Below are 16,721 nucleotides of genomic sequence, written 5' to 3'. Positions count from 1 at the left end.
GACCGCCGTCACGAGCCACGACAGCAGGGAAATCGCTCCCACCTTTGCCATATTCGTCGGCAACATGATGATGCCCGAGCCCATCATGTTTACCGTGACAATGAACGTCAGTTGCACGACGTTCATCTTCTTCGGTTGATCAGACATGTTTGCCTCCCAAAGGCTGGACCGTTCGACGCCGGCTATTTCCGGACAACGTAGGTGTAGAAGCGGATACGGCCGCCTTCCCGTTCCTGGAACACGCCCTGCACTTCATAGTTGAAGCCGGGAAACCGGTTGAACGATTCCTGGAAAGCCATGAAATAGTCGAGCATCGGTTGCGCACGTTCGTCCCAACGTTCACCGGGCAAGACCACACCAATACCAGGTGGGTAGATCAGTGCGAGCGTGGCGGAGATGCGCCCACGAACCTGGTCGAGCGGTACATAGTCAACGTCGTTTGCGACAAGCGACTCGTATGCAGCCTCAGGCGACATCGCGAGTTCGGGGAAGCTCGACGCACGGAAACAAAGCCGCTGCAATTCCTTTACGTTCGATTCGCGATAGAAGTTGTGCATCTCGTTGCACACCTGGCGCAGCGTGTAGCCCGCATATCGTTCGTTATGCGCGGCATACAATGTCGGCAGCACTTCTGCCAGAGGCGCGTCCTGATCCCAGAGGTTCTTGAATTTGACGAGCTTCGCAATCAGCGTGTTGAGCTTGCTTTCATCCTCCGCCGGTGTCATGAGAAAGAGAATGCTGTTCAGGTCACACTTCTCCGGAACAACGCCCTCCTCGCGCAGATAGTTCGCGACGACGGTCGCGGGGACGCCGAAATCCAGATAATCGCCCGTCTTTCTGTCGATCCCGGGCGTCAGCAACGTCAGCTTGTTCGGATCTACCATTGCATAGCCTTTGGCGTAGCCCGCATAGCCGTGCCATGCCGCATCGGGATCGAATGCCCAGCATTGCTGCTCGCGCTTGATGACGTCTGTCGGCAGCGACTCCCAGGCCACGTTCTCGACGTCCGTCATGAATCTCGAACCACGTAGTGTCACGACGTCGGGCACGAAGGGATCGAAAAACCACTGCTCTTCTGTGTACCGCCCCGTGGCCGCGTAGTGATGCACGAATTCGCGCAGCTTCTTGCGCGCCTCGATACCCAGTTGGATGCAACTGTCCCACAGCATCTCGCCCGCCTTTCCTTCATGGATCTTCGCGTTCACATCAAGCGAGGCAAAGAGCGGATAGAAAGGCGAAGTGCTCGCATGAATCAGGAACGATTCGTTAAACCGCCTGTGTTCGATGAAGCGCTTCTGGCCACGGATGTGTTCATCGCGCTTGTGAATCTGCGACGCCTGTGAAAAGCCGGCGCCCTGCTTATGCACGGATTGCGTCGAAAACAGTCCCGGCATATCGGGCGTCAATTGCTTCAGGCGCATCGGACTGTGATCTTCGAACAACGGGTGGAACGCGTTGTAGCCGATCCATGCCTCGTCCCACAGCACGTATTCGCACAGATGGCCGATCTTCTCCAGCACCCTGCGTACGTTGTAAATAGTGCCGTCATAGGTATCGAGCTGGATACACGCGAGACGGAATGGCCGCTCCGCCCTGCTGCGTGCGGGATCCCTCACAAGCGGGTTTGCCCGGATCTGCTCGCGCAGCCAGTCTTCATCCCATGCGTCCCAGTCGACCGCGCCGATCATACCGAACGGATTGCGTGCAGTTGGCAGGAATACGGGAATGGCACTCGCCTGCACCAGCGCGCCCTGATGCACGGACTTGTGGTTATTCCGGTCGAACAGCACCAGGTCGCCGCGTCGCAACACGGCGCCCGTCACAATCTTATTCGAGGTACTGGTACCGTTAAGGACGAAATAGGTCTGGTCCGCACCGAATACCTCAGCCGCGTGACGCTCGGCATCCGCCGCCGGTCCTTCGTGGATCAGCAGGTCGCCGAGATCGACGTCCGCGTTGCAAAGATCGTTACGGAAAATGCTTTCACCGAAGTGCTTGAAGAAGAGTTGTCCCGCGGGTGATTTCCGGTAGAACTGTCCGCCCTGATGTCCGGGACAGTCGAAAGCGATGTTCGCTTCCGCGTCGTAGGCAACCAGCCCTCCAAAGAAAGGCGGAAGCAGGCTCATGCCGTACTTGACGAGACTTGCGGCTATCTGCTTCGCGTAGAAGGCGGGGGTTTGCTGGCCCAGATAGATATAACCGTCGACTTCGCCCAGCCCGCCCTCAACGACGAGGTCAGACAGGCCATGCGTGTTGGCCATGGCCCAAAGGGGGGTACGGAAGCCCAGCGACCGCACGCCCATTGCCAGGTCACGGGCAGGTCCGATATGCTCACCATCAACGCCCACGACGTATGCGCCGACATCGGCGTCTTCATCGACATCCCGCCTCCAGACATCGCTCACCTCGACGCGCAGACCCTCGGCGGCAATGAAACCAAGTAGTACCTTCGCTTCGGCGTCGTTCCGGTCGACGATCGCGACCACCTTTAGCATTTTGTGAAACGGAATCGGTACGGTCGGTGCCTTGACGGAACGGGGAATCATGATTGCGCCTCCTCGATGCACGTTGATTCAATCACCGTGGGTCAACCGGCGATTGACGCAGATCAAACGCACCTTTCGACGTGCCGATACGCTGATCTCGTACGTGCATACAGTTCGGTCCAGCCAACATCCAGTTCCCGGTTCGGAAGAAGACCCAGAGGACAGTCCACCGATTCGTGATGAAATCCGCAACCGGACCGAACTGTGTCGAACACTTCCACTTCATCTTCAGCCACGGGTTCAACGTCAATGTCCTGCGACGCATGTGCCGCAATGCAAGGCAGCTCGGCTCCAACAGCGCATGAATGGCTGGAGGAAACGCGCAGTCCCTTGAAATTGCGTCGGCTGTCGCGACCGAAAGTTACCGTACAGTTCTATTGCTGCCGCCTGTGCGGCACGAACTAGTTAGCAGAAACCGACCCCCTACATCCCGGCACCGTCGAATGGGTATGTCTGCATCACGCCTCAAATGTCCTATCGCCTGTATCCACGTTAAGCCCCGAACCAGCACAGGGTTCGCGTACGATGTCTCTTGAAACAGCGCGCGCCCCTCACCTGTCGCCCACGAAGTAACGGCGTCACGGATTTGGCTGACTGACTGATGAAAAGGAATGGATGTTGGGCACGGTCAGCAACGCTACGACCGGACAAGTAGCCGAGGCCGGAAACTTGAGCGCCCCTCGGTCGCCCGGGGATTCGTCGCGGGTTGCAGATACCGTAGCGACGTATGACGTTAGGCACTCCCCAGCCAATTCAGACTTCGACAGGCTTCGTGATGATCGGACAAGCCTGGCGTCTGATCGCATCCATGCTGCACTACGTTTTAGGACGCTCCTGTATCGTTGGTCTTTATGTAATGCTCTCGACAGCGCTGGTCGAGTTCCTCCCGCACGGTCGCTTTCCGAAATATGCGCGCCCCTTGATCGGCGCCGTACCGCTTACCGACTCGCGGCCAGATTTCGGTCCAATCACGGAATCGCCCCGTTTCAGCGAGGTCGAAGGCATAGCGCTCCATTTGCGAGAAAAGTCGAAGCGCAGGGTGTCTGTTACTCATCTCTTGCGTCCTAAGAATCTCTCCGATCACCAAGCCCTTTCAAGGGCTTCTTGCAAGGCGTCGCTTTCGGGATGCTCTAGCGGCGCCCACCGTCCAACTTGCGCGATCTGTCAAAGGCAGGAGTTGACATCGCTCATTGCATCACTGCCACCGGCGCTCGACGCGCGCAAGCCCACCCACGTACCGGATCCCTGATAGTTCGGACGCACGACAGCTGCTGCGCCATTGGGCGGTTGCTGACCCGGGACATACACATCCATCGCCATTTCATTAGCGAGCGTGTTTTGAGATACGACCTGCTGCTGGGTCCTGTCTGCCCACTTCTTGGCGATGCAGTGGCCGACAGAACGGGGCGGCTGCTGGCTGGTGCCTACGGATTGGACACCAGTCGGCGGCTGCGCGGCGCAGGCTGAGATGACGCACGCGATGGCGAGAGTCGATAGCGATTTCATAACTTTTCTCCTGCATTCGTTGGTGGGTTGTCTGTATTGCGTATAAATGCTTTGTGCTCGACGTCCTCGTCGGCCGGGATGGCGTTCACGATAGTCGCGCTTGAGCAAGCGCGATTTACCGGCATCAATCCCGGCACCCCGCGAGGCTTACCGTCCGGGCTTATTTGACCGTGTAGCCGCGTCCGCTCATACATGCGGCATACGCCTGATTGAACGTATCCATCGCGCCTTGTGTTTGGGCCTGAGCCGAGGCCTGCGCGTTTCGTCTATTCTGGCGCGCACGTGAGCCACCGACCATCGTCCCGGCTGCCGCGCCAACAGCGGCCCCTTTACCCGCGTCGCCCGCTATAGCGCCGACCACGGCACCTCCTGCTGCACCTCGCGCAGCCCCCGCTACGCGTTCTCCCCCTCCAACCGCAGGACCAGAGGGAGGCGGCGGCGTCGCTGCAGCCGTCGAAGGATCAATGCCCGTGTTCGACTTTGCCCACGACTGGCATGCGGCCTGATCCTGCCGCTGCTGTTGTGAACTCTGCCCTTTCGCTGGATACGCGACGGGTTGGGCGTCCGCGATAGATTGGCAACTCAGAACCGCGATAATTAAACCGATGAATGTGGCATTTCGTGGCTTCATGAAAGTCACCTCCAAATCAATAAAATCCACAGCCTGGAACAGGTTGCGAGACGCACATTCCGATTTCGATCGAGATGTGCAAGCAAACTTAAACTTCGCCACCCGGCTTTAATTACGGCACCATCGAACAGGCAGGAATCGCGCGCGTTGCAGCACGCGTCGGCGGCGGCCACATGAACGGCGCCTGATATCCACGGACCTCTTGCATCAGCTTGCTTCTATTTGCCCTGGCGTGCTCACACGCTGCATCGGGGACGTCTCGATGTTCGATTCCAGGGGCGCCTGATCCCTTACCCACCGCCAGAACAATTGATACCCCACCGCAAGCATGACGGGACCGATAAACAGACCGATGACGCCGCCCGAGACCATTCCACCGAGAGCGCCAATCAGAACGACCGGCATCGGTACAGCAACGCCGCGACCAAGGAGCAACGGTTTGAGCACGTTGTCGACCGTCCCGGCGATCAATGAATAGACAGTAAAGATGATCGTTGCTGTACTGATGCCCTCTATGTGGCGCGCGTTTCGGTTCTTGAGGAAGATGGCGAGGTGAAGTCGCTTGGCGATCTGGGACATTTTGCGAACCACCAATCGGCCTTTGTGTTTGCTGTAAGGTGCGGGACCGCTTTTGCAGACAATGAGCCGCTGCCACGGGCTCCAGTGTCATTGCCTGTTCAGGGTTGAAGTGTTTAGCCGCCGATGCGGAATTTCCGCACGTTGTCCTGCGCATTGGCGGCAGTTCATCCTTCGAACAAGGAGTTCGTCATGCGTTCGGTCTCAACGGCGAAGATTGAAGCGACTGTCAGGCGCGACGCTTCGCTGGCGCTCGACGCACTCACGCGGTTCTCGGAGCATCGCTGCGCTGCGATGGCCGCGAGCATCGCCTTCTACGCGGCCTTCTCTCTGGCGCCGACGCTGGTCCTTGTGCTCGCGGTAGCGGGTGTTGTTTTCGGCCCGGAGGCTGCGCGAGGGCAGCTCTTCCTCCAGGTACACGGCCTCATCGGCGATCAGGCAGCAGCGGGGGTGCAGACCTTTCCGCTTCTTTCAACGGACGGTTGAATTGCTACCCCGTTGTGATAGAAAAACATGAGGTCTCCAGATAGCCCGAAAGAATCTGCTGCATTAACCGAATTCGGTCTTGCCCGAAGGATGCGCCTCACTGCGACTGCGTCCACTTCGGTGGAAGGAGCACACTTGCATGCAAGACATGCGACGGTGGAGACGCCGTGTCCGCGTCAAGCGTGTGACCACAGTGGTGCGGCCGCACTAACTCCCAGCCGAGCTGCGCATTGATGCGTGTAAGGTCTCCACCTCGCGCTGCCCCAACTTCTCGCTATCGAGAAAGCATGCGTCACCGGTCCCCGGATTGATCGGTGTCAAAAAGACACGCGTACACGCACCTGGATTGTGGATTTGCTGACTGTCTGCGTTTGGCGGCCGAAGTCAATCCGTAATGTTCCCGTAGCGTTAGCGGCGTCGAGTTAGTCCTTGAGCGGTGATGTGTTCCGGAGTTTCCCTATTGGACCAAGGTCCAATGGATGGGTGGCAACTTCTGCAAGATAGTTTTCTTCATCTGCGCGACCGCGTCGGGCCGACGCACCTGGTCTATCTGGTGTCGGCTTCTTGTAAGCGATAGCTCAGGGCGGCGCTCGAGGGTCCTATAAAGCCCGGCCACAACCATACAATCGCAGGCCAACTATCGTATTCCCGCAATACGGGTGGCGTTTTGGTCCGAAAAGGCGCGACGTCTGCCGCGGAGACCTGAGAGTATTCGATCTAGCAGGGGAAAGCAGACAGAGTCACTCGCCACGTGTTGCATCCGACGCGCTGGGCTGAGGCGGTGGCAACGATAAGCAAGGCTCAGGACACAGTGCGCGCAGTAGGCAGCCGGGAACGCGGGCATACCCTCAACGCCCTCGCATGCATGGGAGGTGAAATGTTGGAGCAGCAGGCCTCGATATCCTCTGGATTGCGGCTCGTCAGAAGATGAGTCAAACAGATGAGCCACCGCCCCGACCTACCCGACGCCGTCGCCGTACCGCGCATGCGCTGGCGCGTCCAGTCGATCTGGCTTCTGCCGACGGTCGCGGTGCTGGTTGGCATCTGGCTCGCGGTGCACGCACTACTCGAACATGGGCCGACGATCACGATCAGCTTCACGACAGGCGAGGGTCTCGAAGCGGGCAAGACGAAGGTCAAGTTCAAGGATGTCGATATCGGCGTTGTGAAGGATGTGGCACTCGCAAAAGACTTCAGACACGTAGTCGCGACAGCCGAACTGACGCGCGATGCAGCCGACATGCTCGTCGACGATACCCGCTTCTGGGTCGTGCGCCCACGCATCTCAGGCGGCACTGTCTCGGGCATCAGCACCTTGCTGTCGGGCGCATACATCGGCATGGACATCGGCCGCACGAAGCGGGCGCGGCGAAATTACACGGGGCTCGAGGTCCCTCCCGTTTTCGCGAGCGACGCCCCGGGCCGCGCGTTTGTGCTGAAGGGGGTGGACCTTGCCTCAGTCGATGCTGGCACGCCGATTTACTTCAGGCGCTTGCAGGTAGGTCAGGTTACCTCGTTCGATCTCGATAAGGACGGCGGTGGGGTCACGCTGAATGTATTCATCCGTGCGCCGTACGACCGATATGTGAACGGCGATTCGCGCTTCTGGCAGGCGAGCGGTATCGATGTCCGACTGGGTTCGGAAGGTGTTCAGATCAACACGCAGTCAGTAGCGTCGATGCTGATAGGCGGGCTCGCGTTTGAAACGCCCGCCTCGTCGCTGAGCGAGCCCGAGGCGCCGGCCAACGCGGTATTCACGCTGTTCAGCACGCGCGACGATGCGATGAAAAAACGTGACCGGTTCGTAGAAACGTTCATGCTCGATTTCCAAGGCTCAGTCCGCGGTCTCGTCGTGGGCGCCCCGGTGGATTTTCGCGGCATTACGGTCGGCGAGGTTTCCGCAATCTACACACGTTTCGACCCTGAAACGAAACAGATCAGTATTCCAGTCGAAATCAGATTCTATCCGGAGCGCTTCACATCCCGTTACGCGACTGAACCGAAAGGCGGCCGTATGGCCGGCGATCCAAAAGCGATGGCGGATTTCCTTGTCGAACGCGGTCTGCGCGGACAACTGAAAACGGGCAGCCTGATTACGGGCCAGTTATATCTCTCGCTCGACTTCTTCCCGAATGCGCCGAAAGCTCGCATCGACTGGAGCCATACACCACCGGAACTGCCGACCACCCCGAGCGGCCTGAAGTCGTTGCAGGAATCGGTCAACCGGATCCTCGCCCGGATCGACAGGCTGCCGCTGGAGCAGATCGCGAGTAACGCACAGCAAACGCTGGCGAACACCAGTCTATTGATGCGCAACCTCGATACTCACGTGGTGCCGCAGGCGAAAAACACACTTTTGGCAGCAAAAGCGACGCTCGATTCTGCGAACATCGCACTGCAGCCTGAATCTCCGCTCCAGCAAGACACGGACGACGCCATCCGGGAACTCACTCGCACGGCGGCATCATTCCGCGTGCTATCCGACTACCTCCAACGCCATCCTGAAGCCCTATTGGGCGGCAAAAAACAGGATTCAAAGTGAGACCGCCCTTGAGCATTCTGAGCGTGGAGACGTGACCCTGCTTCCGCTTGCACCAGCAGGCTCGTTGAGCAATTTTGCCTGTCGTTAAATGCGATTGGAATCCGGATCAAATTCCCCTTTCCGGCATTGTTCTCTCCTTGATGGCGCCCGGTCATGAATGCCCCTGCCTTGCACCAAGGGAAACCTTCTGCGCGGCGGCACGCGGCAGATCGGGAGTCTACGCCCTCATTGCCCATTCGCTAGCGGCGCTCTGCTCTGCGTGCGCGCCTCAGACTCCGCGGGACATAGCGCGGGAACAGTTTCCAGTCATAGCATAATTTCTTGTCTCGCCAGTAACCATTCGCCGTCCACGCATTAGATGTCGTCGCACGTGTTATATAGTGTCCCGCCCGCCCGTTCTCAGCAGGCCAGTGCGCGCAACGGCGTAGTGCGCCGGCCGATCGTTCCGCGTGCGTTTTCTGGCTACAAACGCACAGTTCGGAATCCGCGTCCGCTTACCCTGTATGACTGATGATCAGGGAGTCCTTGACGAAACAGCCGGAGTCTATTTCCTCGACTCCGAATTCAAACGCGGCGCGCCTCGCATCATCTTCGGTGCGCCATCGTTCGGCGAATTCAGGAAGATGCCAGTCTGCAACGGTCGCGCCATCCCTCGAAATCTTCAAAATGCCCATGCACGTATCACCGACAACGCCTTCCCGCGAACAGTTGCGCACGGGAATCGCCGCAGTGGCGATCGTAAAGCCATTCCAATAATCATTTCGTTCCGTCAACATCACGAAGACCTCCAGCTAGAAAGGGGATTCCAACGGATCTCATTCAAGAGTCGCGCAGGGGCTCCCGTTTCCGGATCTGTGCATTGAGCCGGCACCAGCGATCCAAGGATTGGATCGACTTCGACTCGGGCTCACTTTGCAGGGAGAAAGCATAGCGGCGCGGCGATCTCGGAGCGGCACGCCGTCGTTGTCGGGGCACTGTACAATCCCGACCGGGGTTTCCCGGTAGCCTGTCACGGATCAATCTCGCACTCGTTATGCGCACCGGCCTCGGCGTGCGCGATTTCATCTCCATATCATTGCAACACGTGTCGACGATTTGCTTGACATGCGTCAACGCGGGGCAAAGTGCTGTACGTTCGCGACCCGCAAGTCATGAAAATGGCCTGGCGTCACGGGTTTCTCTTTGCGCCCGTGCATGCCTCGTTACACGTCTGACGTCCGGTATCAGGTCGCTGATCTGTGTCAAGGTGCACTCGCTTCTTCAGGCTAACGTGAGACTGTCCGGACATAGTGTGGCGTTGAGTTACAGAATTTCGCCCACGCTTCACCCTGGATCGATCCTACGAGTCGCTTTAATTCGCGTATTGAGGCACCCCACCCGTGCATGCGCGTGGCGAGGTTACGGTTTTCCGTACATTTGAACGGAAGCTCGATATGACCAATTTCATCTTTGCACTGTTTCCAGACGATGCAAGCGCACGCGCGGGACTGGAGGTGTTTGAATCCCTGCATTTGGGGGGCGATATCACCTTATTTAGCTACGCAATCGTTCGGCGTGGAGCGGACGGCATCCCGATCGTACTGGAAAGAAAGACCGCTCCCATTGGTTCCCGAGTGGGTGCGTTGATGGGAGGTACGGCGGGGCTTTTCGGTGGCCTCGCGGGCGTGGGTATCGGCGCGGCTGCAGGCGGCATCATTGGTGCGGTGCTGGATATCTTCAACCTCGGGATGAGCAAGGAGTTTCTCGACTCAATCTGCAAGGAACTGGTTCCAGGCAAGACCGCGGTTTTCGCTGAAGTTTCGGAGGAGTTGACAAGGCTCGTGGACACGCGGATACAGGCGTGTGGCGGAAGAGTCTTACGTGAAGCACGAGATGACTTCCTCGAAGACGCGATCAGGAAACGTATAGTCAGGCTGAAGGGAGAAGTCGAGGCACTGCGCGCCGGGTACGCTGTCAGACGGACGGAAAAAGTGCTGCAGGCGCTGCACGAAGCAGTAACAAGGTCAGAAGGCAAGCTGCAGAAAGCCGCTGTCGACGCTGCCCGCCATATCGAGCAGTACCGCGCGGAATCGAGCGCAAAGCTCGATATGCTTCACCAGCAGCTGCAGAGTGCAGCGCCTGAGACAAGGGCACGCATAGAGCAGCGCATGATCGACCTTCAGACCGACCAGAAGCAACGTCTTGCGAAGCTCCAAGAGGCCCTTGACTTTGCTAAAGAAGCGATGAGAGCTTGACAGCCGTCGTGTTGGTCAATGTTTCCCCTTCCCCTACAGCGTCAGTCACCTTTGCGAATTGGTGGATCAAATGATTCGTCAGCGCCGCGGGAAGCGTTGATCTGTCGGCAAGTATTCAGACACCCCACCCATCGGCTATCCCTGTCGGTTACGCACTTCCTTCAGGCCGGACGGCTCCGGCGGAAAGCGACGTGTCATTCCTTGAATTCCGGTACTTCTCGTGGACAAGAAAACGCCCCAACACGTGCGCATTTACGACATGGAGCCAGATAGCGACTTGCTCGAACCCGGCGTAGTCATGTCTCATGTCAGCGCTCCACTCCAGTTCTGCACGGGGAATTACGAGCACCCCGATGCGGTCCTGGCGGGCGACTCACCCTTGCCTGGTTGCGGCCGGCAGCGTCGTTCGTCCATTGTCCTCGGGAAGGGAGTCCGCCGCCATGTCGGTGCTGCGAAGAAACGCTTCAACTATGTCGCTCACGGTCATGCGGCGCCCGAGATAACCTACCCGCTCCTCAAGACCTTCGGCGCGCAGAATGTCGCGTGCATCCGCGTGGGCCGTTACGATCCGCAGAAGCATTCCCGCTTTGGCAAGGTCAGCGTGCAGTCCAGCCAGCATCCGCGCTCCGGCAATGTCGACCGCTGGAGAAGTGGACAGGTCGCATATCACCAGCTTGACGGGACTTGCGCTCGAATGGATTTTCTCCCCTACGGTCGCCCGGACATGTTCGGTGTTGAAGTACAGCAGCGACGCTTCCACGCGGAACATCAACACGCTGGGCACAGTCTCGTTATCGGGGTGACGTTCGACATCCGAATACAGCTGCGTGCCGGGAATGCGCCCCAGCATCGCTACGTGCGGATGTGCGGCGCGCCGGATGAGCAGCAGCATTGATGCGAGAACCGCGAAGATCACGCCCTTCAGGATGCCAAGCTGCAACACCGCGCCGAATGCGAGCATCGACACAAGGAACTCATAGCGACTCACGCGCCACACGTGACGCAGTTCGCTGATGTCCACGAGTCCCTTCACCGCGACGAGCACGATCGCGGCCAGCACCACGTTGGGCAGATTAGTGAGGAGGCCCGTGAGGAAGAGCAGGCACAAATCGATTGCGATCGAAGCAAACACCAGCGAAAGCGGCGTATTTGCACCCGCCTTGTCGTTGACGGACGACTGCGATAAACCGCCCGCCACCGGATAGCCCTGGAAAAGCCCCGCTGCAAGATTGGCCGCACCCAATCCCAGCAGCTCCTGGCGCGGATCGATTTCATAGCCGTTCTTTTGTGCGATCGCCCGCGCCGCGGAAACGCTTTCGACATACGACAGCAACAGGCATGCAAATGCCAACGGAATGATGCCGTCGACGTCGCGCGCCCGCAGCGCTGGAAAATGGAACTCCGGCAAGCCGGTCGGTAAGGCTCCGACGACCTTGAACCCCATCTCGCGAAGCGGCGTAACGGTCAGCAGCACGATCGACAACACCACGACGAACAATGCAACAGGACGACCGGGAAGAAACTTTTCACCGAGCAATAGAAGGACGAGCGCGCCGATGCCGAAGATCAATACGGCCATTTGAGTATCGGGAAGCTGTCCGACGAGAACCGTAACGCGTTCGAAGAACTGCTCGCCCCCGCCCTTGACGCCGAACAGTTTGGGCAATTGCGTCAACCCGATGGTCAGCGCGGCACCCGCCTTAAAGCCGAGCAAGATCGTTTCGCTGATGAAGTTGACCAGCGAACTCAAGCGGAAAATCCACGCCAGCACGCACATCGCGGCGATCAGGATCGCGGTCAGGGCCGCAATGGACGCAAATCTCGCAGGGTCTCCGCCCGCCATGTCCGCAACGGTCACACCGACGAGCATCGATATCGCCGACGTGGGGCCGATGGCCAGTTGACGCGACGTTCCGAATAATGCATAGAACAAGCCGCCAACCAGGTAGCAGTAGATGCCGTATTGCGGCGGCAACCCCGCCAGCGTCGCGTAGGCGAGCGACACAGGGATGCCATAGGCGGCCAGGGTGACGCCTGCGACCGCATCGCCTGAAAGCCAGCGCCACTGATAGTTGGCAAGCCATTGCGCTGGCGGAAATATCGCGCGCCAACCAGTAGCGGGGATCTCAATTGCGGGAGTTGCGCCCGAGCTCTGTTGCTTAGCCATTTCACTTTCCTCCCCCCCCGCCGATCGAGAGGTTCGACCATGCTGGCTCGCCCCCGGTCGAGCGGATGATCCCGAGACACATCAGCCACCCGTCGAGCTTCGCGCGGGAGGCCACGTCACTGAAACGGTGATGCCGCCGCGCCTGGGAACGTCGACGCGGCGCGAACGCTCAAATCCGTTCAGCGTTGCGAGGAGGCGGTATCGTCCTGGCGGAAGCTGTGCGAACAGATACGGACCATCTGAAATCGCGGTGAAAATCAACCGGCCGTCGCTGCTCAATAGCCGAACGGCCACATCCGACACGAATTCGCCGTCGCTCGCTGAGAAGCGCACACGCATGCTGTAGCGTGCCGCCATGGCGCGCATCGCGGCCGCTTCGTCGACGCCCACGCCACCCGTTACGTAAGTAATGCCGTGACTTCGAGCGACGGGCGGCTCTCCCGCTCCGGATGGAAGCCGCGTATCAGCCTCCGTCCGGCTGCAGGTGGCGCTCATGCCCATTCCCGTCGGGATGCCACCGTCGTAGCCCATCATCGACCGATGCCCATTCATGCTGTCCGGCAACGTAACGCCCTGCTCCTTTGCACGTAAACTCAGCAGTTCATGCCATTCTTGCGCAACAGCCTGGCGCTCGGCGTGCGTCGGTGCCTCTCGCATCTTCGAGCAGAAGTCGGCACGTTCGGAGGGCGTCGTCAGGTCGCCCGGTGTAACAGTGCGGGCGGGCTGCGTCAATCCTTCAAGCGGAGTGACGATAGCCAGACATAGTAGCGATCGCACTATGGCCTTGTGCGTCACGAAATATAACGCGCACATGAAATGTCTCCACCGATTAATATCCCACGACCAGCTTCGATACCGGGGATGTTGCCTGCACGCCACGTGGATCTGGCCTTCGTGAATCGCCGGTATGACCCGACCATAATCACGCCGGTTTTGAATTCCGCTCGGTATCAGGCGTATTTGCTAATCCTTCCAATTCAAGGTCGATTACGGCAAGCTTCGCTGGCTCGTTGCCGCATGGTACGGCCCCACGGACCTCGCAGTGCACAACGAAAAATTTCGCTGCCCACCCTTTGATTCTCGATGCGCTTTTTGGTCTTAGGCATCTTCCACACTGCCTGGGTTCACCGGCCCGATAGGAAACAGGGCCGCCCCGTGATTCAGATGTGTTGTCGCGGCAGCGATTCATCGGTGCATGAGTATTATCAGACAACCGACTTGTGCAGGATCGAAATCTCAACTCCTTCTGGATTGATGCACATACGATGCAGGCAATCCTGTTGTTTTGATCTGTGTCATGGCCAAGCGTTAGCGCCATTCCATCATACGTTGAGGAAGCTTCGCCGCTCCGGAATATCCGCCCGCGATACAAATCGACGCGCCAAAGATGGCCCGTCGCTGCATTCGGTCCGACCGATGAGAAGGCGAACAAATGTCTGGCTAATCGGGTTTTTCATTTGGGACGACAGCCACCGCGGCACTGTCCACCGAAGAAGAAACCCTTCCGGATCGTGGCAACTGTATGCGAGTCGTTGGGCTTCGTTGCGGCGCACATGCCAAACGAAATAGGACCTTCTCACAGACAATTGGTGAGGAACGCGCGGACGACGGAGCCTGACATGCCTGACCTGTCATACTTACAAACCAGTGAATCGAGTCACCGAGGTCGCGTGATCAGCATCGTCATCTTCCTGATGATCATTGGCCTGGGTGCACTCTACGTCGCGATACATCTCACCTCCGATCTGGAGGCCGTCGGGGAAACCTCCTTCTTCCCGTTCTTGCTGCTTGGAGTTGCATTGCTGATTGCCTTGGGCTTTGAATTCGTCAACGGCTTTCACGACACCGCGAACGCCGTTGCTACAGTCATTTATACGAACTCGCTCTCACCGCATCTGGCTGTCGTCTGGTCGGGTAGCTGGAATTTTCTGGGTGTCCTTGTTTCAAGCGGTGCCGTGGCCTTTGGCATCCTGCAGCTGTTGCCGGTCGAACTGATCCTGCAGGTCGGCACCGGCGCCGGATTTGCGATGGTCTACGCCCTGCTGATTGCGGCGATCCTGTGGAATCTGGGTACCTGGTATTTCGGTTTGCCCTCTTCTAGTTCGCACACCCTTGTCGGCTCGATCATTGGCGTGGGGCTGATGAACCAGACGATCAGCGGCCCCTCGGGAACCAGCGGGGTCGACTGGGTGCAAGCAGCGGGTGTGGGCAAGGCACTACTTTTATCTCCGCTCGTCGGCTTTCTTCTTTCTGCCCTGCTCTTCATTGTCCTCAAATTGACGGTTCGTGCACCACGCCTGTATAAGGAACCCAAGGCCAATACAGCTCCCCCGTTCTGGATTCGTGCGCTTTTGATCCTGACATGTACGGGGGTATCCTTCGCACACGGATCGAACGACGGTCAGAAAGGAATGGGGCTGATCATGCTGGTCCTGATTGGTGTTGTGCCGACCGCGTACGCTCTCAACAAGGCCGTTACACCAGCCGAGACCGAAACGTTTGTGGCGGTCGCGCGCCAGGCATCAGCGGCCCTTGCGCGGTACACAAACGGCATTGAAGCACCTGGCGATTCTCATCGCGATGTCGAAACTTATGTGCGAACCCGTCAACTGACGGCTACAACGGTTCCCGCGCTGCAACGGCTAACAGACGCGATCGGTGACGAGGTCAGCCGCTACGGATCAATCGCAATGGTGCCTCAGGACCTCGTCGACAACGTCCGCAATCACATGTATGTTGCCTCCGAAGCGATCCGGCTGATTGAAAAAGCAAAGGCTCCTGCGTTTTCGAGTGCGGACGCGGCCGCGATTGATAACTTCCGGAAGCAGATGGACCATGCGACCAAGTTCATTCCGACGTGGGTCAAGGTGGCCGTCGCGATCGCACTGGGTCTCGGGACCATGGTCGGCTGGAAGCGCATTGTGATAACGGTCGGCGAAAAGATCGGCAAGCAGCATCTGACCTATTCTCAGGGCGCATCGGCGGAAACCGTGGCTATGCTGACGATCGGCATGGCGGATGTCTACGGCCTGCCCGTCTCCACAACCCATGTGCTCGCCTCAGGCGTAGCCGGCACGATGGCTGCAAGCGGCTCAGGGCTGAAATGGGACACGGTGCGCAACCTCGTGCTTGCATGGGTTCTCACCTTGCCCGCATCAATCGCGCTGTCGGCCGGGCTGTACTGGCTGTTTCGCCATCTTTTCTAGTTGACACACCCGTGCATTCGGGGCCACTACGGCAATCCACGCAAAGACACGCCCCCCGGACGGGTAGTCAGCAGGTGCTTGATTGCAAAGTCGATTTATACAGGGTCACGAGGCAAGGTCGCGCCCAGCTTAGGTGACGCTAACCGGAAAAACGCACAAAAATCAAAGTCACACCAGGCAGCACGCAGGACCGGCGGACCGGCCCGCGACGCCAGCGCTGCTGCTGCGACCCGGCCGCTCACGCGGGCGGCTGTGCACACCATCGTCAAGGAGGTGTTTGCGCGTGCCGCCGGGCGGCTACGCGAGCGTGGCATCGAACACGCTGCACGCGCTGACCTGCTGGAAAAGGCATCGGCGCACTGGCTGCGGCACACGGCCGGCTCGCATATGGCCGACCGTCAGGTAGACCTGCGACATGTGCGCGACAACTTCGGTCATGCCTCGCTGACGACGACGAGCATCTACCTGCACGTCGACGAAGATCGCCGGCATCAGGAAACCGACGAAAAACACCGCATCGACTGGTGACAGATGTTCCCGGGAATCGCGATCGACGCCCGGCCGGAAGTCCCTCGGCGCAGTCCGCAAATTGCAGTGCGTATGCCAGAATCTGCATGACTTATCTACAAAACGCAGTCCTGTCAGCCATGGAAACGATCGAAACTGAACCGCAGGTCACCGCGAATCGCCGCGGTGTGGCGTTCACCCTTGTGCACCGGGGACGTCCCGTCGAATGCGTCGTCACGACCGCTGCGCTCGAGGCCTGGTTCTGGCTCGAGCCCCGGGCCACCGAGGCGCGGATGCTGAAAACGTTCAGCGACGGCTAC

General features: G+C 58.9%; 10 protein-coding genes and 3 pseudogenes. 6 read left to right on the top strand and 7 right to left on the bottom strand.

From position 1 onward, the window contains the following. Positions 1–182: 182 nt before the first annotated feature. The 4 genes and pseudogenes from speC to H3V53_RS39465 form a co-directional block, all read right to left on the bottom strand. Complete coding sequence (speC, locus tag H3V53_RS39480; protein WP_336602455.1) at positions 183–2,546, bottom strand: ornithine decarboxylase; 2,364 nt, start codon at positions 2,544–2,546, stop codon at positions 183–185. Between the two features lie 1,164 nt (positions 2,547–3,710). Continuing rightward, positions 3,711–4,052, bottom strand: coding sequence for a hypothetical protein (locus tag H3V53_RS39475; RefSeq protein ID WP_336602454.1), 342 nt, complete (start codon positions 4,050–4,052; stop codon positions 3,711–3,713). Between the two features lie 160 nt (positions 4,053–4,212). Next, positions 4,213–4,683 carry a glycine zipper family protein gene (locus H3V53_RS39470; protein WP_336602457.1) on the bottom strand — a complete coding sequence of 157 codons (471 nt, stop codon included), beginning with the start codon at positions 4,681–4,683 and terminating at the stop codon, positions 4,213–4,215. Positions 4,684–4,890: 207 nt separating this feature from the next. After that, positions 4,891–5,196, bottom strand: a pseudogene (locus H3V53_RS39465) (AI-2E family transporter); the annotation flags it as partial. Between the two features lie 255 nt (positions 5,197–5,451). On the opposite strand from H3V53_RS39465, the pseudogene H3V53_RS39455 reads away from it, so the two are divergent. Continuing rightward, positions 5,452–5,718, top strand: a pseudogene (locus H3V53_RS39455) (YhjD/YihY/BrkB family envelope integrity protein); the annotation flags it as partial. Between the two features lie 967 nt (positions 5,719–6,685). After that, positions 6,686–8,287, top strand: coding sequence for a PqiB family protein (locus H3V53_RS39450; protein WP_336602453.1), 1,602 nt, complete (start codon positions 6,686–6,688; stop codon positions 8,285–8,287). Between the two features lie 494 nt (positions 8,288–8,781). Here H3V53_RS39450 and H3V53_RS39445 read toward each other — a convergent pair whose 3' ends face one another. Continuing rightward, positions 8,782–9,066, bottom strand: coding sequence for a hypothetical protein (locus H3V53_RS39445; RefSeq protein ID WP_336602452.1), 285 nt, complete (start codon positions 9,064–9,066; stop codon positions 8,782–8,784). A 654-nt stretch (positions 9,067–9,720) separates the two neighbouring features. On the opposite strand from H3V53_RS39445, the gene H3V53_RS39440 reads away from it, so the two are divergent. After that, on the top strand, positions 9,721–10,521 hold the full coding sequence (locus tag H3V53_RS39440) for a DUF1269 domain-containing protein (protein WP_336602451.1): 801 nt from the start codon (positions 9,721–9,723) through the stop codon (positions 10,519–10,521). A 373-nt stretch (positions 10,522–10,894) separates the two neighbouring features. Here H3V53_RS39440 and H3V53_RS39435 read toward each other — a convergent pair whose 3' ends face one another. Beyond that, positions 10,895–12,688 (bottom strand): SulP family inorganic anion transporter, encoded by a 1,794-nt coding sequence (locus H3V53_RS39435; RefSeq protein ID WP_336602450.1) that lies wholly within the window; start codon positions 12,686–12,688, stop codon positions 10,895–10,897. A gap of 81 nt (positions 12,689–12,769) precedes the next feature. After that, positions 12,770–13,483, bottom strand: coding sequence for a carboxypeptidase-like regulatory domain-containing protein (locus H3V53_RS39430; protein ID WP_336602449.1), 714 nt, complete (start codon positions 13,481–13,483; stop codon positions 12,770–12,772). A gap of 824 nt (positions 13,484–14,307) precedes the next feature. Here H3V53_RS39430 and H3V53_RS39425 point away from each other — a divergent pair. From H3V53_RS39425 to H3V53_RS39415, 3 genes and pseudogenes are all read left to right on the top strand, one after another. Beyond that, positions 14,308–15,894 (top strand): inorganic phosphate transporter, encoded by a 1,587-nt coding sequence (locus tag H3V53_RS39425; RefSeq protein WP_336602448.1) that lies wholly within the window; start codon positions 14,308–14,310, stop codon positions 15,892–15,894. Positions 15,895–16,119: 225 nt separating this feature from the next. Next, positions 16,120–16,422, top strand: a pseudogene (locus H3V53_RS39420) (tyrosine-type recombinase/integrase); the annotation flags it as partial. Between the two features lie 119 nt (positions 16,423–16,541). After that, on the top strand, positions 16,542–16,721 hold a 180-nt coding region (locus H3V53_RS39415; RefSeq protein ID WP_336602447.1), incomplete at its 3' end, for a DUF1488 family protein.

The sequence above is a fragment of the Paraburkholderia bengalensis genome, from assembly GCF_037126505.1.
GTDB lineage: Bacteria > Pseudomonadota > Gammaproteobacteria > Burkholderiales > Burkholderiaceae > Paraburkholderia > Paraburkholderia bengalensis.
This window is presented reverse-complemented; position numbering and strand designations above follow the sequence as displayed.